13 protein-coding genes, 1 tRNA gene and 1 pseudogene are annotated in these 19,746 nt (G+C 59.6%); 11 read left to right on the forward strand and 4 right to left on the reverse strand.

Going from position 1 to position 19,746, the window contains the following annotated elements; all coding sequences use genetic code 11:
• Positions 1 to 118: 118 nt before the first annotated feature.
• The 8 genes and pseudogenes from BRA1417_RS0103330 (at position 119) to BRA1417_RS39465 (ending at position 9,860) form a co-directional block, all read left to right on the forward strand.
• Positions 119 to 910 (forward strand): ABC transporter ATP-binding protein, encoded by a 792-nt coding sequence (locus tag BRA1417_RS0103330; RefSeq protein WP_027514608.1) that lies wholly within the window; start codon positions 119 to 121, stop codon positions 908 to 910.
• A complete protein-coding gene (locus tag BRA1417_RS0103335) occupies positions 907 to 1,629 on the forward strand; it encodes an ABC transporter ATP-binding protein (protein WP_027514609.1) in 723 nt (240 codons plus the stop codon). Before BRA1417_RS0103330 ends, BRA1417_RS0103335 begins: the two co-directional genes overlap by 4 nt.
• Positions 1,626 to 2,636 carry a branched-chain amino acid ABC transporter permease gene (locus BRA1417_RS0103340; RefSeq protein WP_027514610.1) on the forward strand — a complete coding sequence of 337 codons (1,011 nt, stop codon included), beginning with the start codon at positions 1,626 to 1,628 and terminating at the stop codon, positions 2,634 to 2,636. The genes BRA1417_RS0103335 and BRA1417_RS0103340 overlap by 4 nt, the downstream gene beginning before the upstream one ends.
• Positions 2,633 to 3,718: a branched-chain amino acid ABC transporter permease gene (locus BRA1417_RS0103345; RefSeq protein ID WP_027514611.1), complete on the forward strand. Its 1,086-nt coding sequence runs from the start codon at positions 2,633 to 2,635 to the stop codon at positions 3,716 to 3,718. The genes BRA1417_RS0103340 and BRA1417_RS0103345 overlap by 4 nt, the downstream gene beginning before the upstream one ends.
• Before the next feature lie 136 nt (positions 3,719 to 3,854).
• The gene (locus BRA1417_RS0103350; RefSeq protein ID WP_027514612.1) at positions 3,855 to 6,965 is read left to right on the forward strand and encodes an EAL domain-containing protein; all 3,111 of its coding nucleotides are present in this window, start codon (positions 3,855 to 3,857) and stop codon (positions 6,963 to 6,965) included.
• Between the two features lies 1 nt (position 6,966).
• On the forward strand, positions 6,967 to 8,022 hold the full coding sequence (locus BRA1417_RS0103355; protein WP_027514613.1) for a diguanylate cyclase: 1,056 nt from the start codon (positions 6,967 to 6,969) through the stop codon (positions 8,020 to 8,022).
• 74 nt (positions 8,023 to 8,096) lie between these two features.
• Positions 8,097 to 8,173, forward strand: a tRNA-Arg gene (locus tag BRA1417_RS0103360).
• Between the two features lie 341 nt (positions 8,174 to 8,514).
• Positions 8,515 to 9,860, forward strand: a pseudogene (locus BRA1417_RS39465) (IS5 family transposase).
• Positions 9,861 to 10,012: 152 nt separating this feature from the next.
• Here the strand turns inward: BRA1417_RS39465 and BRA1417_RS43565 are convergent.
• The 3 genes from BRA1417_RS43565 to BRA1417_RS43570 all read right to left on the reverse strand — a co-directional run bounded on the left by BRA1417_RS43565 (position 10,013) and on the right by BRA1417_RS43570 (position 13,399).
• Positions 10,013 to 10,990 carry a hypothetical protein gene (locus tag BRA1417_RS43565; protein WP_156948567.1) on the reverse strand — a complete coding sequence of 326 codons (978 nt, stop codon included), beginning with the start codon at positions 10,988 to 10,990 and terminating at the stop codon, positions 10,013 to 10,015.
• 62 nt (positions 10,991 to 11,052) lie between these two features.
• A complete protein-coding gene (locus tag BRA1417_RS0103385) occupies positions 11,053 to 11,463 on the reverse strand; it encodes a hypothetical protein (RefSeq protein ID WP_156948568.1) in 411 nt (136 codons plus the stop codon).
• A gap of 1,123 nt (positions 11,464 to 12,586) precedes the next feature.
• Entirely contained in the window at positions 12,587 to 13,399 is an 813-nt protein-coding gene (locus tag BRA1417_RS43570) for a hypothetical protein (RefSeq protein ID WP_156948569.1), read from the reverse strand.
• Positions 13,400 to 14,187: 788 nt separating this feature from the next.
• Between BRA1417_RS43570 and BRA1417_RS41600 the strand changes: the two genes are divergently transcribed.
• Positions 14,188 to 16,512 (forward strand): VCBS repeat-containing protein, encoded by a 2,325-nt coding sequence (locus BRA1417_RS41600; protein ID WP_084462109.1) that lies wholly within the window; start codon positions 14,188 to 14,190, stop codon positions 16,510 to 16,512.
• A gap of 631 nt (positions 16,513 to 17,143) precedes the next feature.
• Here BRA1417_RS41600 and BRA1417_RS0103410 read toward each other — a convergent pair.
• Positions 17,144 to 17,998, reverse strand: a complete 855-nt coding sequence (locus tag BRA1417_RS0103410) for an outer membrane protein (RefSeq protein WP_027514617.1) — start codon at positions 17,996 to 17,998, stop codon at positions 17,144 to 17,146.
• Positions 17,999 to 18,344: 346 nt separating this feature from the next.
• On the opposite strand from BRA1417_RS0103410, the gene BRA1417_RS45930 reads away from it, so the two are divergent.
• The gene (locus BRA1417_RS45930) at positions 18,345 to 18,692 is read left to right on the forward strand and encodes a caspase family protein (protein WP_027514618.1); all 348 of its coding nucleotides are present in this window, start codon (positions 18,345 to 18,347) and stop codon (positions 18,690 to 18,692) included.
• A 44-nt stretch (positions 18,693 to 18,736) separates the two neighbouring features.
• Entirely contained in the window at positions 18,737 to 19,444 is a 708-nt protein-coding gene (locus tag BRA1417_RS45260) for a caspase family protein (protein WP_084462110.1), read from the forward strand.
• The last annotated feature ends 302 nt before the right edge of the window (positions 19,445 to 19,746 follow it).

Genomic DNA, 19,746 nt, shown 5'->3' on the forward strand with positions numbered 1-19,746 from the left:
TCTGTCCTCTTGGGGGTTCTCGATTGCTGAGACACCCTCTCCCCAACCCTCCCCCGCAAGCGGGGGAGGGAGCCCAGCGTGATCGCGGAAATACTCTCTCTCATTATTTGCCAGACCCATGACGCTCACCCTCGAAACCCGCGACCTCACCATCCGCTTCGGCGGCCATGTCGCGGTCAACAGCGTCACCTGCAGCTTCCGCCCGGGCGAACTCACGGCCATCGTCGGCCCAAACGGCGCCGGCAAGACCACTTATTTCAACCTGATCTCCGGCCAGCTCCGCGCATCGAGCGGCAGCATTCTGTTCGATGGCATCGACATCACCCAGCATTCCGCGCCGATGCGGACGCGCGCGGGCCTGGGACGCGCCTTCCAGCTCACAAACCTCTTCCCGAACCTGTCGGTGGAGGAAAACATCCGCCTCGCCGTACAGGCCGCCGCCGGCACTCACTATGACATGCTGCGGCCCTGGATGGTCCGCCGCGACCTGATCGCCCGCGCCGATGCTATCCTGGATCAGGTCGCGCTCGGCAGCCGCCGCGGCGTCGCCGCGACCGCACTGTCGCATGGCGACCAGCGCAAGCTCGAGGTCGCGCTGATGATAGCGCTCGAACCGAAGGTTTTCATGTTCGACGAGCCTACTGCGGGCATGAGCATCGACGAGGTGCCGGTCGTGCTGAACCTGATCGCGCAGCTCAAGCAGGACAAGAGCAGGATCATTCTCCTGGTCGAGCACAAGATGGACGTGGTGCGATCGCTCGCCGACCGCATCATCGTGCTGCATAACGGGCAGCTTGTTGCGGACGGTCCGCCTGCCGAGGTGATTGCGTCACCGATCGTGCAGGAAGCCTATCTCGGCGTCGCGCCCAAGACATCTGAAGGGAATAAAGTTGCAGGGGGCGCAGCATGACCGATCTGTTGAAGCTCTCCGGGGTGCACACCCATATCGGCCGCTATCACATCCTCCAGGGCATCGATCTCGCTGTCGCACAGGGGCAGACCACGATGCTGCTCGGCCGCAATGGCGCCGGCAAGACCACGACGTTGCGCACCATCATGGGGCTCTGGCAGGCCTCCTCCGGCGAGATCAGCCTCGCCGGCGAGCGCATCCAGAACCGTGCGACGCCCGACATCGCGCGGCTCGGCGTCGGCTACGTGCCGGAGAGCATGGCGGTGTTCTCGGATCTCACGGTGAAGGAAAACCTGGTGCTGGCGGCGCGCGACGGGCCGCTCGACGACGTGCAGCTCGACTGGATTTTTGGCTTCTTCCCGGCGCTGCGCCGGTTCTGGTTATCGCGCGCGGGAAGTCTCTCGGGCGGACAGAAGCAGATGTTGTCGATTGCCCGCGCCATCGTCGAACCGCGCAAACTCCTGCTGATCGACGAGCCGACCAAGGGGCTGGCGCCCGCGATCGTGATGGCGCTGATCGAGTGCCTGAAGGAGATCAAGCGCAAGGGCGCCACCATCCTGATGGTCGAGCAGAATTTCTTTGCCGCCCGCGAGCTCGGCGACAACGTGCTGGTGATGGACAACGGCACCATCGTTCATCGCGGCGAGATGGCGGCCTTGGCCTCCGACGTGCCGCTGCAGGAGCGGCTGCTCGGCCTGAGCCTGGAGACGCATCAATGACCGAGCTCGCCGCAACCGATCCGCTGCCGAAGCCCAAGCGCGACATCGCGCCGATCCTGCTGCCGATCGCGGTCGCGCTCGTGATGATCCCGCTGATCGGCTCGCCCAGCACCTGGCTGACCCTGACGGCCGCGAGCCTCGCGATGGGCATGATGATCTTCATCATGGCCTCCGGCCTTACGCTCGTGTTCGGCCTGATGGACGTGCTCAATTTCGGCCACGGCGCCTTCATCGCGGTCGGGGCCTATGTCGCGACCCTCGTGCTGGCGCCGTTCGCGGCCTCGCTCCAGGTGGATTCGCTGTGGATCAACCTCGCGGTGCTGGCGCCGGCGGCACTGCTGTCGATGGCGGTGTCCGGCGCGCTCGGCCTCATCGTCGAGCGGGTGCTGATCCTGCCCGTCTACGGCCAGCATCTGAAGCAGATCCTGATGACGACGGGCGGCCTGATCGTCGCCGAGCAGACGCTCTATGCGGTGTGGGGGCCGCAGATCATCCCGACGCCGCTGCCGACGTCGTTGCGCGGCTCCTTCATCCTCGGCGACGTCGCGATCGCGAAATACCGCGTGCTGGCGACGCTGATCGGCCTTGCCGTCTTCATCGCGATCCAGCTCGTGCTCAACCGAACCAAGCTCGGGCTTCTGATCCGCGCTGGCGTCGAGAACCGCGAGATGGTCGAGGCGCTCGGCTATCGCATCCGCCGTCTGTTCCTCGGCGTGTTCATGACGGGATCGGCGCTGGCCGGCCTCGGCGGCGTGATGTGGGCGCTGTATCGCGAGCAGGTCCACGCCTCCATGAGCGACGACCTCACCGTCCTGATCTTCATCGTCGTCATCATCGGCGGCCTCGGCTCGATCGGCGGCTGCTTCATCGGCGCGATCCTGGTGGCGATGATTGCCAATTACGGTGGCTTCCTGGTGCCGAAGCTCGCCCTCGTCTCCAATATCCTGCTGATGGTCGCCATTCTGATGTGGCGGCCGCGCGGCCTTTATGCGGTGACCAGCCGATGATGATCCTGTCAGGCGATCCGCCGCGCAGCCGCGTGCTCACGCTCGTTCTCGTCCTCATCATCCTGGCGCTGGTGGCGACGCCGTTCCTGTTCCCCGGGGCGAAGGCGCTGAACGTCGCGGCCAAGATCTGCGTCTTCGCCGCACTGGTCGCCTCCTACGATTTGCTGCTCGGCTACACCGGCTCGGTGTCGTTCGCTCACACCATGTTCTACGGGATCGGCAGCTACGCGATCGCGATCGCGCTGTACGGGATGGGCCCGCATTGGAGTGCGGTTGCAACCGGCATCGTGATCGGCCTGCCGCTTGCCGCGCTGCTTGCGCTTGCGATCGGATTGTTCTCGCTGCGGGTCGCCGCGATCTTCTTTGCCATGATCACGCTCGCGGTCGCATCCGCCTTCCAGGTGCTGGCCTCGCAACTGTCCTGGCTGACCGGCGGCGAAGATGGCCGCAGCTTTCAGCTGCCCGAGCTGCTCAGGCCCGGCACGGTGCTGATCTCCAGGAACGTGCTCGGATTCGAGTTCAACGGCCGCATCCTGACCTACTATCTGGTGTTCGCCGTCTCGGCCCTGATGATCCTCGCTTTGCTGCGGGTGGTGAATTCGCCGTTTGGGCGCGTGCTGCAGGCGATCCGCGAAAACCGCTTCCGCGCCGAGGCGCTCGGCTTCCGCACCGTCTTCCACCTGAGCTACGCCAACTGCATCGCCGCACTGGTCGCCGCCGGCGCCGGCATTCTCAATGCACTGTGGCTGCGCTATGCTGGCCCCGACACCTCGCTCAGCTTCTCGATCATGCTGGACATTCTCCTGATGGTCGTGATCGGCGGCATGGGCACAATCTACGGCGCGATCATCGGCGCCACCATCTTCATCCTCGCGCAGAACTATCTGCAGGCGCTGATGGGCGTCGCCTCCAAGGCTGCGTCGGAAGCCGGCCTGCCGCTGCTGCCGGGGCTGTTGCATCCGGATCGCTGGCTGCTGTGGCTCGGGCTGCTCTTCATCGCCAGCGTCTACTTCTTTCCGACCGGCGTGGTCGGACGGCTGCGCAATCTCGGCGGCGACAAGAGCGCGGGCAGTTCGCATTAACGCGCGACTCATGATGCGGCGCGGCGGCTCGCTGGACACGACCGCGATCACGCAACGAGATTAACGCTCAGGTAACTGGCTTTCCTAAGCTTTACGCCATTTGTGTGGTGTATCCCTGTCCCTTCAGGGAGGGGGAATGCGCCAGGTCTTTGCAAGGATTGCAGCCGGAATGTTCCTAGCCGCGAAGCACGGCTGGGAGGCAGCGATTCGGCGCGGACCGGTGCTGTGGCTCACCTTGTGCGGCGTGTTGCTGGTCGCCGGCATTTTCGCGGTGACCGCGATGGCCGTCGGCGAATTTCGCGAACGTACCCTGGCCAACCGCGAGCGCGAGCTGGAAAACACGGTACAGCTGATCGCGCGGCACTTCGATCAGCAATTCGAAGATTCCGACGTCGTCGCCGCCGATGTGATCGGGCAGATGAATCTGCCGGAGATCAGTTCGGCCGCGATGTTTCGCGAGCGCATGTCCGGACCCGCGACGAACCAGATGCTGCGGAGCAAGATCAGCTCCGTGTCTTACCTCGGCGACATCGCGATCTACGATGCCGACGGCGAACTGATCAACTGGTCGCGGGCCCAGCCGCTGCCCAAGATCAACATCACCTCGCGCGGATACTTTCAGACGTTCAAATCCAATCCGACGGCCGAACCAGTGATTCTGGAGTCGGTCCGCAGCTTCATCATCGGAAAATGGACCACGGTCGTCGCGCGCCGGCTGAACGGCGCGGACGGCAGCTTCTATGGCGCACTGGTCCGCCGGATCGATCCGGACAGCTACCAGAACTATTTCGCGTCCGTCGCGCTTGCTGAGGGTACGGCGATCTCGCTGTTCGACCGCAATGGCAAGATGCTGTCGCGCTACCCGCATGTCGAAGAGCTGATCGGCAGGGACTTCAAGGACGCGCCGCTGATGCGCAAGATGCTGACCGAAGGTGGCCGGCACACCCTGCGCGTCAAGGGCCCGATCGACGGCGACGAGCGCCTCGGCTCCGGGGCCTCGCTGTCGCATTTCCCGCTGGTCATCGTCGCGACCAACACCACGAAAGCCGCGCTGGCCGACTGGCGGCAGCAGACCGGTTTCATGGTCACCACCGCCGCGCTTTCGGCCACCGTGATTGCGCTGATCCTGTTCCTGATCGTTCGCCAGATCAACCGGCAGAACCGCGAGGCGCAGCAGCGGCTGGAAGCGGAGCGAGGGCGGCTCGACACCGCCTTGAACAACATGTCGCAAGGGCTGATCCTGTACGATGCCGCGGGCTACATCGTCACCTGCAACCGCCGCTACGCCGACATGTTCGGCCTCTCTCACGACGTCATCAAGCCCGGCTGTCACATCCGTGAGGCGATGTATCACCGCAAGGAGCGCGGCGCGTTCGACGGCGATGTCGAGGCATTTTGCGCCGACGTCATGAGGGTCGTCGCGGAGGGCACGGTCTCCACCAGAAGCCATCACTTGCCGAGCGGCCGCGCTTTCCAGGTCATCAACACCCCGCTCGCGCAGGGCGGATGGGTGGCCACGATCGAAGACATCACCGAGCGCCGCAAGCTGGAGCAGGAACGCGATCGCAATTACATGTTCCTGCGCGAGATCATCGACCACATCCCGTCGCAGATCACGGTGAAGGATGCCCAAACGCGGCGATATCTGCTGGTCAACCGGACCGCCGAAGAGCAATTCGGTCAATTGAGTGAAGACATCGTCGGCAAGACTCCCTTCGACATCTACCCGGATGTCTCCGCCAGGATCGTCACCGAGGACGACAGCAAGGCGCTGAAGTCGGGCGGGGGATTGTTCAAGGACGAGCATGCCTGGCAGAGCCAGGCCAAGGGGATGCGCTACATCACCTCGACCCGGATCGGAATCCGCGACGAATCCGGCGAGCCGCGTTACCTGATCAATGTCGTCGAGGATGTCACCGAACGGCGGCGCGCCGACGAGAAGATCGCGCATATGGCGCATTACGATGCGCTCACCGACCTCCCCAACCGGACGCTGTTCCGCGAGCAGATCGAGCGCGAACTTGAGAAGGTCGGCGGCGGCAATCAGTTCGCGCTGCTCTATATCGACGTCGACGAGTTCAAGGGCATCAACGATTCGCTCGGTCATCACGTCGGCGACGAGCTGTTGAAGGGCATCGCGGCGCGCATCCGCGGCTGCCTCGGGCCGGGCGACCTGATCGCGCGGCTCGGCGGCGACGAATTCGCGGTGATCCAGACCGGGATCGAGTCATCCGCCGACGTGGTGTCATTCGTGATGCGGATCTTCGAGGCGATCCGCCGGCCCTATCATTGCTTCGGCCATCAGCTCTCCACCGACGCCAGCATCGGCATCGCGATGGCGCCGCAGGACGGCACCGATCTCGACCAGCTCATCAAGAATGCCGATCTCGCGATGTACGGCGCCAAGGCCGAGGGACGCCGCACCCACCGCTTCTTCGAACCGGAGATGGATGCGAGCGCCAAGGCGCGCCTGAGCCTGGAGCAGGATTTGCGGCAGGCCCTGGTGAACGGCGGCTTCGAGATCCACTATCAGCCGCTGGTGGACCTGCGCACCAACGAGGTCACGGGCTGCGAGGCGCTGCTGCGCTGGCGGCATCCCGAGCGCGGCATGGTGTCGCCGGCAGAGTTCATCCCGATTGCCGAGGACACCGGCCTGATCAACGAGCTCGGCGACTGGGTGCTGCGCATGGCCTGCAACGAGGCCGCGACCTGGCCGGCGCATGTGCGCGTCGCGGTCAACGTCTCGCCGGTGCAGCTCAAATGCGAGACGCTGGCACTGCGGATCGCCGGCGCGCTCGCGGATTCCGGACTTGCCCCGTGCCGGCTCGAGCTCGAAATCACGGAGGCCGTGCTGATCCGCGACGACGAGGCGGCGCTCTCGATCCTGCACCAGCTCCGCGCCATCGGCGTGCGCATCGCGCTCGACGATTTCGGCACCGGCTACTCCTCGCTCAGCTATCTCAAGCGCTTCCCGTTCGACAAGATCAAGATCGACCGCTGCTTCGTCGCTGATATCGCCGAGGCGAGCGGCGCGCCCGTGATCGTGCAGGCCGTGGTGAACATCGCCGCCGCCAGCAACATGACCACGGTTGCGGAAGGCGTCGAGACCGAGGCGCAGCGCGAGATGCTGCGCGCGCTCGGCTGCACGGAGATGCAGGGCTATCTTTTCAGCAGACCGAAGCCGGCCAGCGAAGTGCGACAGCTGTTCGGTCCGAGCCATGCCTTGCCGGTGGCGGCGGTGGCCTGAGATGGCGAAGCCGGGGAAAGCGTCAGCCAAGACGGTCGACGTTGCGGATTCCTACGCCGTGCGGCTGATGCAGCATTTGGTGGTGCCGACCTTCGTGATCGACCCCAAGCGCCGCGTGGTGATCTGGAACAGAGCCTGCGAGCGGCTGACCGGCGTCGCCGCCTCCGAGGTGATCGGTACCAATAAGCACTGGCAGGCCTTCTACGAGACCAGGCGCCCTTGCCTCGCCGACCTCGTGGCGCTCGACCGCCCGGAGCAGCTGCCGGAGTTCTATTCCGAATATGCCGCGCGCGGCCATAACGGGCTCGGCTTCAGCGCCGAGAACTGGTGCGTGATGCCGAAGCTCGGCAGCCAGCTCTATCTGGCCATCGACGCCGGCCCGATCCACGACGAGGCCGGCCATCTGATCGCGGTGGTGGAGACGCTGCGCGACCTCACCGACCAGAAGCGCGCCGAGATGGCCCTGAAGGAGCTTGCCACCAAGGACGGGCTGACCGGCCTGTCGAACCGTCGCGCGTTCGACCAGATGCTGATGAGCGAATGGGCCCGCGCCCAGCGGACGCAGAAGCCGATGGCGCTGCTGTTCGTCGACGTCGATCATTTCAAGCTGTTCAACGACCGCCACGGCCACCAGAGCGGCGACGAATGCCTGCGCGCGGTCGCGTCCGTCGTCAGCCGCTATGCCGTGCGCCCGCTCGATCTCGCCAGCCGTTATGGCGGGGAGGAATTCGCGCTGATCCTGCCGGACATGGATTGCGATACCGCCTGCGTCATCGCCGACGAGATCCGCTGCGCCGTGATGGCCTTGCGGATCACCCACGGCGACATCGGGGCCGGCGACCACGTCACTCTCAGCGTCGGCGTCGCCAGCCACATTCCCGGCGAAACCGACGGCAGCCCCGACCGGCTGCTGGGCGCCGCCGACCAGGCGCTCTATGCGGCCAAACGGCTCGGCCGCAACCGCGTCATATGTGCCGAACGGCTGCTCGCCGAGTTCGCCAAGCTCGGGCGGGACGGCGTACCGGTTCCTGGCCGCGCGGCCCGAAAATCAGCCTAGCCCAAATCAGCCTGGCAGGAGACGGTGGAAGCGGTTGCCCGCCCCTCGCCAATCGGCTAAATGAACCTCGACTAGCACCCGTAGCTCAGCTGGATAGAGCGTTGCCCTCCGAAGGCAAAGGTCACACGTTCGAATCGTGTCGGGTGCGCCAGCGAAATCAAGCACTTGGGCCAATTTCAACGCCGCAATGACTTCGTCGGGTAAGCGCCGGGTAAGCGGCGCGCGAGGAATGATGACGCCGGCGCAGATTTTTTCGAGCTGCAAGATCGGAGCGAGCCCGCTCTACTCTATCGGGACTTTTCATACCATAAAAGGGCGAATTAGTCGTCCGTGAACAAGGCTCTAAGCGATTGAGCAGGAGTCAGTTTTCCGGTTGCGGCGGCATTTGAGATTGCAGGGATTGGGGGCTTGAGGCCGCCAAACCTTGCAATTCTCGTTTGTGGATTCCCATTCGTTGCGGACCATGATTCTGTGGTGCATCGGAGGGGCCGGATGCGACCAAAGAAGCACAGGACGACGGGATTGAACGATCTGTTCCGCGCCAGGCTGGACCAGATCATCAACATGAAGCACGAGCTGGTTCAGCTCGCCGGCAGGGTCGATTGGGATTGGATCGACGGCGAGGTCGCGCCGCTCTACAGCGAGAACGGCCGGCCCGGGATCGAGACCCGGTTCATGATCGGGCTGTTGTTGCTCAAGCACACTTACGGGCTGTCCGATGAGGGCGTTTGCGAGCGCTGGGTTCACGACCCGTATTTCCAGTTCTTCACCGGGGAAGAGTTCTTTCAGCACGCCTTCCCGCACGAACGCTCGGACCTGAGCCATTGGCGCAAGCGGCTCGGCGACAAGTTGGATCTGCTGCTGGCGGAGAGCCTGCGGGTGGCGCACGAGGCCGGCGCGCTACGCGGCCAGGACCTCAAGCGCGTCACCGTCGACACCACCGTGCAGCCGAAGGCCATCACCTTTCCGACCGATGCCAAGCTGCTGCACGCGGCGATCAAGGGGCTCAACCGCCTGGCGAGGAGGCACGGGGTCAGGCTGCGTCAGTCCTATGTTCGCATTGCCAGGACCGCGGCAATGATGGCGGGGCGCTACGCTCATGCCCAGCAATTCAAGCGGCATCAGCGGCAGTTGCGCATTCTGCGCAGCCGGCTCGGCCGGATCATTCGAGACATCCGCCGCAAGATCGAAGGTCAGCCGTGCTCGAGAACGCCTTCGCCCTCCCGCTCGGCAGGGCCTCGCAAATCCGCTCGCAGCAGCAGCGCCAGCGCGGCTGGAAGCTCTATTCCTTCCATGCCCCGGAGGTGGAATGCATCGGCAAGGGCAAGGCCGCCGCGCCTTACGAGTTCGGCGTGAAGGCCTCCATCGTCACCAACAACCGCCGGGCTCCCGGTGGCCTGTTCGTGCTGCACGCCAGGTCGCTGCCCGATAATCCCTACGACGGTCATACCCTGCGGGACGTCATTGACCGCACCGAGGCGCTCACCGGCTGCCCGATCGAACGGGCCTATGTCGACAAGGGATATCGCGGCCACAACACGCAAAATCCCCGTCGCGTCTTCATTTCGGGCCAGAAGCGCGGCGTCTTCGGCGCCATCAAGCGCGAGCTGCGCCGCCGCTCCGCCATCGAGCCCATCATCGGACACCTGAAAGCGGAAGGTCACCTTGGCCGCTGCTACCTCAAGGGCCGCGCCGGCGACGCCGCCAACGTCGTGCTCTCAGCAACCGGCCACAACTTCCGCCGTATCCTCGCCTGGCTCAGAGAACTTTTGTGCCTGTTCCTGATCCAGCTCTCGCGCACGTCCACCTGTCCGGCCCCGTTCAATTCGGGTTCTTAACGGACGACGAATTAATTTTCGCCGCTAGACGGCACGATCCCCTGATTCTGTACGGCAGAAAATCATCTTAAAAGGAACCGATTTTCGGGTTTGCGATAGCTAGTGCCGCTTGCTCACTAACGCTGTAAGTCGGAGGAAAAGCCCGACGGGTTCTAATTTCCTAGCTCAGCAAAGCCTGAATAATCAGTAAGAAGCGTTTTGCCTGACGCGCCAGCATGGATCTTGACCTCAGGCGCATAGCAATTGTGAGGGACTATTCCGTCCACGCCAAATCTCCCCGCAGAATAACAGTTGTCAGTCTGCGAATAATCGCCCTCATCGCCGCCTTTACCGGGATGACCAGGATTGCCATACTTTCCGATCTGACCTGCGTTGCCGCCATTTAAGGAAGTCACGACTTTCCCAAAATTTTGGAGTTCATCGGTAGCAACAAACATAAACAATGTTGCGCCATCGCCACCATCACCTCCGTATCCTGGCCATCCCCCCAAGCCAGCATTGCCGCCGCGTCCACCTTGCCCGGGGCCGCAGGCACAATTTCCAATGCCTAAGACGGTACCACCATCCACGGCGGGTGATCCGCGGTTGCCGTCTGTACCGTCACTTCCATCTCCTCCGTCTCCTCCATTCCCACCGTCTACACCATCTAAATTGAAGACCGCATCAATGTCGGCACCGTTTGCTCGACGCCACCCGCCGGCGCCGTCCTGAACAAACACTCTCTGTGCGATTATGACGACCTGAGGGAGAATTGATCCTCGCAGCCCTTGTCGTCCGGGTAGTCCCATCAATCCGTCGTTGCCAGAAACTCCATCACCTGCAGGTGTTGGAGACGCAGAAGGCGCATTTGCGCCATTAGCGCCATCAAGATTCGGAAGATTGGTTGTGGTGCGTCGTATCTCAAAATGGCCATTCAGATACCAGTCGTCGGCGTAAACAATCCAAAATGGATTATTAGTATCTTCAAATTCCAGGGCCGCGTTGCCTGTCAGATAAATCTCGTTTGCCTTGATGTATGGACCCTTGATTGGATAAGTCCCGAACACCCTCAACTGCGGCGTCTTGTTGGCACCGAGAAGAGTTGTCTTCACAAGATCAAATTGAGGCGGAAGAGAGGGAAGAGGAGCCATGACGCTAATGCCGAAAATATTGCCTAACTAAGAGCGCTAGTCTGGCTGAAGGTGCGTAGGAGTCAATCCTCTCCAAGGGAGTCATCCGTCTTTCTAAGGCCGGCGCTGGCGGGATCCTCGAACGAGGGTCTGCCGATCTTTGCAGTCAGCTGAGCAATCCGCCTGTTGTCCTTCGCCTTGATCGCCTTGCGAAGCTCTTTCAGGTCCTCATGGTTAAATTCAGTGCTTCGGTTCGCCCCTCTGGGGTGAGAAGCCTCGATCGCTGCCGCCAGCCGCTCGCCCAATCTCCGTTTGGGAGTCTGCGGCGGACCGAGATCCACATCATCCCAACTGGCCGCCAACCCCTTCTTCGTTAGCCGAGTTCGCGGCTTTGGCGGCAGCGATGGCCGCTTCAGCTCCTCGAGCGTCTCGATTCCCCGCTCGATCACTCTCTCCGAGAGCATGCCACCGAAGGCTGGCTCTTCGCCAAGCACCTTATGTGCTGCCAGGCGGAGGGCTCCTTGGCGTCGCTAGGCTTTAGGCCGCTCCGCGCTACGGGAGCGCGAGTTGCAGCGCGAACGGCGCGAGGCATTGGCTCTCGATGAGGCTTGCCTATTGAAGAACAATCTTCTGTAGAACCACCGAGGGGCCGCCGGCATTATTCAAAATGGTCCATCGAAAATAGCGATAGGCTCTTGGGCAATTTACGTCGAACAGTTCTGTGGGGCTCTTTTCAGCCCATTGTTGATTTTTTTGAATGTCTAGCAATGTCCAGGTTTGCCCGTCTTCTGATCCATCCAATGTCCAGTCTTTGGGTGCCCGATCAAGCCAAGCTCTAGCAGCAGTCATTTTGTAAGCTTTACATTTAAGTGGATTCCCGGTCAGTTCATAACCGACCCAGCCTTGCTGACCAGATATCTCCCATCCGCGAGAGCTGTCGGAAAACAGGTTAGCAGCTTCGTATCCCGCGACACCTTGTGTGCCTGTGATTTTACGTTCCGTTGATGACGCCGACGCATTTAGGCCTATTTGGTCTTGGCCCGAATCTCGGTCCGATCTACTCGAGATGTTGGGTCGCGATGTAGGCGCGGGTCGCGTGGGCTCCTCCACATTCAGCAGCCTTGTGTTTATAGTCCGTAGGGACTGATCGAGCTGGGGCACAACCGCGTCGAGTTGGACTATCAGGCTGTTCGTGAAGTCCGTCTGTCTTTGAACTAGCGCACGGCGCTGGACCTCTGACAAAACTATGCCGATGCAATTTAAAACGACCAAAGAAATCAAAATTGTGCGCGCGCTAAGTTTCATTGTTTTCATTCGTGTTTGATCTGTCCCGATTTGACAAGTTGATCCGGCTGCATCGAATCCAAAAGTTCGTTCCTCTTGACGGCTGCTCGAAAATCACAGGCGGGTCTTCACGCTGGCGGGCTTGTTCTCGCGTACTTTCCGGTTCTCTACAGCACGGGGGCCTGTGTCCGGTTCGTGTGTTCCATTAGCCGGGCGATCTCCGCTCGGCCTGGCCCCCGGTGATGAGGTGCCGGAGGACGTCTTCGGCATTATCGAGACTGCTTTAAGGTTGTACTATCTCGGTGCTAGATTGGAGCGACCAAAAAAGGGCCTTTAAGCTGGAGGCACGGTGCTGTCGGAGTTTGCTATCTGCTGTTGAACTCTGTCGCGTAGACCTGGGTCACTCTCTTCGAGTTGCCTAACGTACTCGCTCTTTAAGCTCTTGTAGGCGCGACTGAAGTGAGCCAGTCCGTTGATGCCTCCGTTTACTGCCCGGCGCGCTTCGCTCAGTTGGTTATCCCCGAGCGCATCTAAGATCCTCTGTCGGTTTCGCTTGTCCAATACGTAAGCAACAAGGAGCTTCGCAGCGTTGTCTGGCGTAGCTGCCAGTTCAGGGTTTACCGTCAGACCAGGTATGCCGGCCTGCGCGCCATAATGGGAATAGTTTTCTTTGCCGGTGAGCTGAACGTAACCCCGGCCGTAGTAAGTCTGTGCATCATAGAGCGATTGATTCCCGGCCGAGTTTTTGTACTTGTTGAAAGGTACTTTGACAAAATCTCCTGGATTCAAGTACTCGGATTTGAACAATGTCATATTTGCGCTTCCGGGTGATGAGGTATTCGACCAATTGGCAGTCTCATCGTTTTTGGGAGAAAACTTGTCGTTCTCCGCACGCACGGTCGCATAAGTATAATGGCGCAGAGATTCAACTTGATCGTCTGTCAGTTTTGTCCCGTTGCCGGCAAGCCGATTCACCTGTCGATCAAATTCGGCTTCGATAGTTTCGTAGCCACTCTCTACATTCTTCTGAGCTGAACTAGGAAAAATCGCCTTCACATGATTGACGTTCACGCCGGTGGGTTTGTTGTCATTCCGCAACGACCCAGCTTGACTGAAAGGTGTGGTTAGTTTCGGCGAACTGGCCATGATTGCGGTCTCCTTCTAGGAAGAACCTCCGTTCGCATAAACATTACATCTACCGCGCGCTAAAGTCACTGGTGCCGGTAACGGTCCGCGCGCAGCCCTCCGCCAAGTTGCCGAGATGAAGTGAGGTCATCTTCTCACCCTTGCGGCCTCCGGCGCCACAAAGCCGTGCATCGTGATTTATCCGCGATGTGCAAGTCTGCCGTTGTGACGCTTCTAGGCGAGCCCTCCGCTGGTAGAACTACGTCGGCCACAAGCAGGCGCAAGATGGCAGCAACCGGGGCGATGAAGCTTACGTCCCTCGCGCCATCGTAACAGGAGCAAACCCGACACCCGACCGCGATCATCAAAACAGGTGCTCCGCTGGCCGAGGGATGCAGATGCATGTTTGGAAATGGGGCGGCTGACTGAACAACCAGGTGAGCGAGTGTTCCCACGCTTGAAGCAATGCAGCGGGGGTGAAGCCTGCCAGCGAGCGGGAAATGGCAACGCTCGAAGAGATGAAGTCGCTAAACTTCGAGAACAAGTCCCGGCTTGCAGTGAACGTTATGGCGAGCTTTTGCTGTACTCTCGCACCAGAAATCCCGCGGGGGCGCATTCCGGCTAAGCCGTGCGTGCGGTACCCCTTTTTACGCTTGCCTGCCTGCACCTTTAGCAGCAAATTGATCGGATAGCACAACCAATTGGACGAGTTGGCGCCGCAGTAGAAGTTTTCTGCACTGGTTCTTTGGTGAAAATTATTAACCCAAATCACTCGCCAAGAATAGTTGCCGCAGATGAGGGCTTGGTAGATGACGACCTATACGTTCAATCCCACGCTTACCACTCAAAACGCAAACTGGAATGATCCAGCTCGCTGGGTTGGTGGCGTCGTCCCGAATAGTCCAGATGCCGACGTGGTTTTCCAAACGGTGACCCAACAAGACGGCAGCGTTTATTGGTCGAATGTACACATTCTTAATGGTCAAAGTTATGAGATTGGTTCGCTGATTCTTCGAAGCAATTATCTTACTATTGAGGGGGCTCTGACAATCGATCAGAGCGCCACTATTGAAAGCCAAACTGTTCAGCTTAGTGGAGGTTCGCTGAACGCGCAGTTGCTGACGAGTTTAGCCCAAAGCCAAATACAAGGGAGCGGCCAGATCAATGTTTCCGGATCCTACACAAATGCCGGCACAGTGGTCGGGAGCGGTTTGATCCTAAATGCGAACAGTCTCGACAATCATTCAGGGTCACTCATTGCGGCCTCCGGGGACTTGACTGTTCATGTCACATCTGGCGGCAGCTCGACGCTGAGCGATGGCTCATATCAAGCTATCGCAAACAGTCATTTGTTTTTGGACTTCGGCAATACTATCAGCAGCAGCAATGCTAACGTAACCCTTGTCAATGGCGGCGTCATACTGACGTACGATCCCGTCGCAAACAATTACGTCTCCATTCAATCGAGCCTGCATAGTATCGGAGCACTTGGAGTACTGACGCTTGAGGGCCCTCAAACGTACAACTGGGACGCGTTGACGATCGATGGCTTATTGCTTCTAGGATCGAACGAGTTCTCTGGTCCCCAATCACAAGGCGGTTTGATAAAGGCTAATCAACTACACATTCACGCTTCAGGATCCGTGGAAGGACGTGGCGAAATTTCCGGGCCCGTCACGAACGATGGGGTTATTCTTGCGGGCCGCCTTCACCCGACAAACACGAATTTTCCTGACAACAACGACAGTTTAATCATTGATGGACCAATCACCGGCGCCGGCAGTCTAAATATCGCTCCCGCGTTTATCTGGTTTGCAACAGGCGTCCACTACATCGGGTTCACCTTGGAGTTGGCAGGTCCAACTTCGCAGAACGTGGTATTCGGGGATGGGCATGGCACGCTCATTTTGGATGACTATTCGACATTCTCAGGGACGGTTTTGCCAAAGAATACTGGCGATACAGTCATCGTGAAAGGCGTCTCCCTTAATGCAGTCACCGACTATAACTATTCCGGTGATAAAGCCGGTGGCACTCTAACCGTTCACGCTGGGGCTCAGACCGTCTCGTTACACTTACAAGGGTATTTTGATGCTTCGAGCTTTAGTCTTTCTGCCGGTCCGCAGGATTTATCCATGTCGCCCCCGAGCCTCAAGATCACCAATACGACTCAGCTCGCGCCAGCTCTGCAATTCGACTCCAACGCGGTTATTGCGGATTTCACCGGGGATGGTTCGGCAGATATACTGCGCATAGACCATGGTGATGCATGGATTTCCAAATCAACGGGAGATGAATTTCAGCAAGAATACTTCTGGGGAACCGGTCTGACGTCGGCCGATAGACCTCATGACCTCAATGGCGACGGTCGAGCGGACCTTTTTCAGTTTTACAACGGTCGCGCGCTGGTTGCTCTCTCTACGGGATCAAGTTTCGGACCCTGGAAAGATTGGATAACTGGGGCGACCGCGAGCGATGGGCTAACCGATGTCAACGGAGACGGGAAAGCAGATCTCATCCAGTTCTATGGTGGTCGTGAGGTGGTCGCACTGTCGACCGGATCCAGCTTCGGTCCATGGAAAGATTGGGCAACGGGCGCGACGGCGGGCGACAGATTGGTTGATGTAAATGGGGACGGCAGAGCGGATCTTGTGCAATTCTATAGCGGGCGGGAAGTAGTTGCCTTGTCGACGGGATCAACATTCGGCCCGTGGAATGTGGGGGCAACAGGCGCGACCGCTTCAGACGCTTTTTCTGACGTCAACGGGGATGGTAAGCTTGATCTTGTTCAGCATTACAACGGCCGTGAGATTATCGCTCTCTCTACGGGCTCGATCTTCGGCCCTTGGAAGGATTGGGCAGTTGGTGCAACCGCTAATGATACCCTTGCCGACGTCAACGGAGACGGCAAAGCCGACTTAGTTCAATTCTATAACGGCCGCGAAGTTGTAGCCCTTTCGACAGGATCTAGTTTCAGCGCGTGGCAAAATTGGGCAACTGGAGCAACTGCAAGCGATAAGCTTGTCGACCTTAATGGTAATGGCAAGGTGGATCTGCTCCAACTCTATCAGGGGCATGCATATGCAGCCCTATCCAATGGAGCAAACTTTGAGGATTGGCACCTCTGGGGATAAACCAACCGCACTGCACATTGCAGCGATCCTGATGAATCTGTTCACGCCTCTCCCGTGTCTCGGAGCCGATGTTCAGTAAAGCCGCGGCTTTTGTGCCTTTTCGATATTTTGCAAGCCAAGCCCCGTTCGTTTGACACGCTCGCCCTCAGCCGGGCTCGAGACGCCTTTCAACATTCCGAAAGTCAGCAATAGAATTAGGACGCGGCTGTTTCGATCATCGTAAGCGCTGTTTCGGTCCCACCTTCCATTGAAGGCGTCGAGTGAGGAATGATCGATCTCTGATTTGGAGATCGGCTTGTGTCTAAGCTTGACCATATGCTTGAGCCTATGACCTCGGTTCTCGGGTCGAGGTCATCACGGAGATCGGCCGGCGCGCGGGCAGTTCTCGGCCGACGACAAGGCGCGCTCGTATCCATACGCTAGCGCGTTAGCTGGTGAACAGGCTGCCCTATTCAACACGATCGTGGGCGCTCGCCAGCCTTACTAGGACGTGTACTTATAAACGTCGGCTTGCCAACGCAAAGCGGAAGTCTCCCACCTTGGGCGTGATCGGCGGCTTGTGACCCAAGGCGGACCTACAAAAAAACCCCGGACGATGCCGGGGCTCTTCGATTGGCGGTCTGTAAACTGTTCAATATTTGGCGACGACCGGCCCGCCGAAGCGATAATTCACCCGAAACGTCGCCTGATTGACGCTCAACCCCACGTTTAGAGCCGCCGATGTTGTACCTCCAAATTGGTCCGGTATGACAGCATTTACGGACCTCCGGCCGAAGTCCGCATGCCGGTATTCACCGGCAAGGCTCCATTGGTTGGCAAATGCCCATTCAACTCCCGCACCCAACGTCCAGCCCCACCGCGTGCCGGAGCCGCTACTGTTGGAGGATAGATTAGGCGTCACGAGCGGGTTGGTCGTGACCGTGGTTGTGAGTCCGCCGAAATCGGCGACTGCGGCGCCACCGGTCCCGTAAATAAGGACGCGGTCCACAGCCCATCCGAGTCGGCCGCGAATAGAGGCCATCCAGTTCATACGTCCATAGTCGACTGTCACCGTCTGGGTGAGCGGTCCGTTGTAGACGCGCGTCTTAGTCTCAGAAAAACGATCGAAGTTCGTGCCCTGACCGTCTGCCTCAATGCCGAGCACAACCTGCTGAATCTGCCAATTGTAGCCTGCCTGGGCACCGCCTATGAAAGAGTTCTTGTTGCCAGGACCTGCCAACGTGTCTATTTGCCCCGGTATGAGCGTCGGAATGGCAAAAGTGGGCGGCAGAATAAAGATTGCGGGGAATACGGGCCCGTTATAGGCATCGGCGCTGCTATGACTCCAGGCACCACCGACGTTGCCGCCAATGTAAAAGCCAGTCCAGCTAAACACCGGTGCTGGTGCTGCCATCGGCGCTTTCACTGCCATATCTGCGGCCAAAGACATGCTGCCGCTCGCGAGCAACATCGCTGAAACCGAGCCAACAAACGAAATTTGTCCCATCGTACTCGCCCCCAGAATTATTACCAAAGAAAAAGACTACGACTTCGGGTGCCCAGAAGGCTGTAACCGAAAGGCCACACGATGGAACTCCTCATGCTTGCTAGACTATCTATCAGCAGCACGCCGGTTAGTGCGGTGCTCAAGCCCGGCCCGTGAAGTAGCAGCGGCCCCTTTTCGTTGCCGTGATAAGGATCGAGAAATGGGCTAGGTACGTTGCAGGGGAAACTTCGGCTTACTCGTTGAGGCGGCCTTACTGAACTTTCCCCTGCGCTCGCAACCCATCGCACCTGGCTTTCGCCTTTCAATATCGGTGACATCATCCTCGTCGGGATTCAGGGGCAGTTCGATGATCAGGTTGTTCCACGTCACTCTTGGAATGTTGGCCCTTTCCCTGCCGATGATTCCGCAGGGTCGCGCTGCTGAGCGGGTTGCGCTGGTCATCGGCAACTCTGCATATCGCAATGTGCCGGAGCTACCCAACCCGACACGAGATTCCAGCGACGTCGCGGACGCGCTAGAGCGGATGCAGTTTAAGGTTACTCGGCTCCAAAACGCGAGCGCGGCTGAATTGAAGAATGCCGTCATTGAATTGGGCAACTCGGCCGAGGGCGCCAAGATGGTCGTTGTCTTTTATGCCGGCCACGGGATCGAGACGAATGGAGAGAATTGGCTGATACCTGTTGACGCAAACTAGCGACCGAAGCCGACGCATCGAATGAAGCCGTCAGCCTTCGGCTCATCAATGCGCAGGTCGCCAAGGCGGGCCAGCTCGGTCTCGTCATTTTGGACGCCTGTCGAGACAATCCCTTTTCCACCTCGATGCAGCCGATCGAAGCCGTTTCACAGGCTGCAACCGTTGATCGGAAAGTGCTCATGCGCTCCGTGAGTAAGGGGCTGGCCCGGACGGATCCTGCAGCGAATGTACTGGTGGCCTTCTCGGCCAAGGACGGCACGGTCGCGAGCGACGGCGCCGGCCGCAACAGCCCGTTTACGAACGCCCTGCTGGCCAATATGGAGGTACAGGGGCTCGAAATTGCGTCATTGTTTCGAAAAGTGCGAGATGAGGTTATGCGAGCCACCAAGAATGCGCAGCAGCCTTATGTCTATGGATCACTGTCCAATACGTTGATCTATTTAAAGCCGCCTGCACCGGAACTGGTAAAAGCCTATGACGGATTTTGGGATACAAGAGTCGTTTGCGATCCGGTGGGCCAGCAAATGGGCTGGTCGACCCGTCTTCTAAGCACGATAAAAAATGGAGTGCTCGCCGGACAAACAGGTATTCCGGGTAAGCCCGATTCAGCGACTTACGATGGGACGATCGATGCGGACGGGACCATTCGCATCAACCAAAAAGGGTTCACCGGATCCAAAGGTCACGATGGGGGCCGTTCCTCGAGGATCTCCGTCCTTTTGGCGAGCTGCAGGAAGGCTGGAGGGCTCTAGTGGAACTGCTCTTCGCACCAGCGGCAGACGGTGTGTCGTCGAGTTCACCAAGCAAAGTTTCGGGACACACGGGCTAGGCGCACGAAGGCGTCGCTGAAGATTCGGAGCGTGGACGATAAAGGGCTTGCGGTCAGAAGGGTCGGTTTGGCAGCGCTCGCGATGTCCCGTCGTTCATCGGGAAGCGGAATTGCACCGGCAGGGGTGCACGTCAGCTACGGGTCAAAAGCTGCTGACGGAGCAGGCGCAGCTCGGCGCCAAGTACCAGCGAACCCACGGGACGTCACGGCGACTGACGGCTCTCC

It is taken from the genome of Bradyrhizobium sp. WSM1417, from assembly GCF_000515415.1.
In the GTDB taxonomy this organism is placed as follows: domain Bacteria; phylum Pseudomonadota; class Alphaproteobacteria; order Rhizobiales; family Xanthobacteraceae; genus Bradyrhizobium.

Excerpts from the sequence above, each read along its gene's own strand:
- BRA1417_RS0103330 (WP_027514608.1), top strand. The coding sequence starts at position 119 with ATGACGCTCACCCTCGAAACCCGCGACCTCACCATCCGCTTCGGCGGC.
- BRA1417_RS0103335 (WP_027514609.1), top strand. The coding sequence starts at position 907 with ATGACCGATCTGTTGAAGCTCTCCGGGGTGCACACCCATATCGGCCGC.
- BRA1417_RS0103340 (WP_027514610.1), top strand. The coding sequence starts at position 1,626 with ATGACCGAGCTCGCCGCAACCGATCCGCTGCCGAAGCCCAAGCGCGAC.
- BRA1417_RS0103345 (WP_027514611.1), top strand. The coding sequence starts at position 2,633 with ATGATGATCCTGTCAGGCGATCCGCCGCGCAGCCGCGTGCTCACGCTC.
- BRA1417_RS0103350 (WP_027514612.1), top strand. The coding sequence starts at position 3,855 with ATGCGCCAGGTCTTTGCAAGGATTGCAGCCGGAATGTTCCTAGCCGCG.
- BRA1417_RS0103355 (WP_027514613.1), top strand. The coding sequence starts at position 6,967 with ATGGCGAAGCCGGGGAAAGCGTCAGCCAAGACGGTCGACGTTGCGGAT.
- BRA1417_RS43565 (WP_156948567.1), bottom strand. The coding sequence starts at position 10,990 with ATGGCTCCTCTTCCCTCTCTTCCGCCTCAATTTGATCTTGTGAAGACA.
- BRA1417_RS43570 (WP_156948569.1), bottom strand. The coding sequence starts at position 13,399 with ATGGCCAGTTCGCCGAAACTAACCACACCTTTCAGTCAAGCTGGGTCG.
- BRA1417_RS41600 (WP_084462109.1), top strand. The coding sequence starts at position 14,188 with ATGACGACCTATACGTTCAATCCCACGCTTACCACTCAAAACGCAAAC.
- BRA1417_RS0103410 (WP_027514617.1), bottom strand. The coding sequence starts at position 17,998 with ATGGGACAAATTTCGTTTGTTGGCTCGGTTTCAGCGATGTTGCTCGCG.
- BRA1417_RS45930 (WP_027514618.1), top strand. The coding sequence starts at position 18,345 with ATGATCAGGTTGTTCCACGTCACTCTTGGAATGTTGGCCCTTTCCCTG.